2 protein-coding genes are annotated in these 1756 nt (G+C 55.3%); both read right to left on the bottom strand.

The window, feature by feature from the left end:
- Window positions 1–173 precede the first annotated feature (173 nt).
- Window positions 174–974: an amino acid ABC transporter ATP-binding protein gene (locus J5224_RS26575; RefSeq protein ID WP_264628165.1), complete on the bottom strand. Its 801-nt coding sequence runs from the start codon at window positions 972–974 to the stop codon at window positions 174–176.
- Window positions 974–1756: amino acid ABC transporter permease (locus J5224_RS26570; protein WP_264628164.1), on the bottom strand; the 783-nt coding region annotated here is incomplete at its 5' end. The genes J5224_RS26570 and J5224_RS26575, both read right to left, overlap by 1 nt.

Genomic DNA, 1756 nt, shown 5'->3' with positions numbered 1-1756 from the left:
ATGGTCAGAACGGCCTCGGAGGGAAATGGCATGTGCAATGAATCACATTTTTTGCCTCCGGGATGCAAAAAAGGGGAGTAATGACCGTCATTCCCGCGCAGGCGGGAATCTCTTACAGGCTAAACGCGTTCCTTTTGCCAGCGGTCCCCGGCCTACGCCGAGGACGGCGGGGGTTAAATAAAACGGCTCAGGAAGGCTTGAGTACGCGGATGTTGTGGTGTTACCAGGACATCGTCCGGACGACCTTGCTCCACCACTACGCCCTGATCCATAAAGATCACCCGATCGGCCGCTTCGCGTGCAAAACCAATCTCATGGGTGACGACAATCATGGTCAAACCTTGTTCAGCCAGAGAGCGCATGGTGGCCAGCACTTCACCGACCAATTCGGGATCGAGTGCCGAGGTGGGTTCGTCAAACAACATCACTTTCGGGCGAATAGCCAGCGCACGTGCAATGGCGACGCGCTGCTGCTGCCCGCCAGAGAGGTGGCGCGGATAGGCATCCGCTTTGTGCTCCAGCCCAACGCGTTTTAACAATTCTATGGCATACGCCTGCGCTTCATGGCGGTCCTGCTTATGTACACCGACCGGTGCTTCAATGATATTTTGCAACACGGTCATGTGGGGATAGAGGTTGAATTGCTGGAACACCATGCCGATATGGCTACGCTGGCGCGCAATGTCGCGTGCCGACAGGGCATAGAGTTTCTCGCCGCGCAATTGATAGCCGATCTGCTCATCGCCCATCATGATATAGCCTTCATCCATCTCCTCCAGATGGTTGATGCAGCGTAGGAAGGTCGATTTTCCCGAACCCGATGGCCCCAAAATCACCACGGTTTCACCGCTGTTCACTTCCAGATCGATGCCGCGCAGCACATGGTTGTCGCCAAAATATTTATGAACGTTTCGCGCGCGCACCAATGGCGTTTTTTCCGGATTTTCCGTCGCGGTCGAATGCAGTTTGCTCATTAAGACGCCTCCTTGCTGGACGCACTGGCTTTAGCGGGGGGCGTGCGGCGCGTTTCCGATGCCGGGCGACGCTCTCCGCGGGAGTAATAGCGTTCGATGGCAGATTGCCCAACGTTAAGTAGCGAGGTAATAAACAGATACCAAATCACTGCCACCATTAGCATCGGAATCACTTCAAACGTGCGGTTATAGATGGCTTGCACCGAGTAGAGCAGATCGCCCATGGCGATGACGCTGACCAGCGAAGTGGCTTTGATCATGCTGATCAACTGGTTACCGGTAGGCGGAACAATGGCGCGCATCGCTTGAGGAATGATGATGCGGCGCAGCGCACGGCTGCGGCTCATACCGAAGGCCTGTGAGGTTTCCACCTGACCGTTATCGACAGAGAGCAGGCCGCCGCGAATGATCTCCGCCATATAGGCAGCTTCATTCAATGCCAGACCGGCAATAGCGGCAGTGAGCGGTGTAATCAGATCGTTGGTGTTCCAGCTTATCCACTCCGGGCCAAAAGGAATGCCCAGTGAGACGCGTGGAAAGAGCGTGGAAAGGTTGTACCAGAAAATCAATTGCACCAGCAGCGGCGTGCCGCGAAAGAACCAGATGTAAAGGCTGGAAAGCCCGCTCAGCAACCGATTGCTGGACATGCGGCCAACCGCCAACAGCAGCCCCAATATAACGCCGATGATCATGGCCACAACGGTCAGGCCCAGGGTCACCGCCAATCCTTCGAGAACGGTTTTCTCGTTGAACCACTGATAAACCACATGCCATTCAAAGTT

It is taken from the genome of Candidatus Symbiopectobacterium sp. NZEC135 (genome assembly GCF_025962695.1).
Note: the sequence above shows the minus strand (reverse complement) of the source record. Positions and strands in the feature narration are given on the sequence as shown.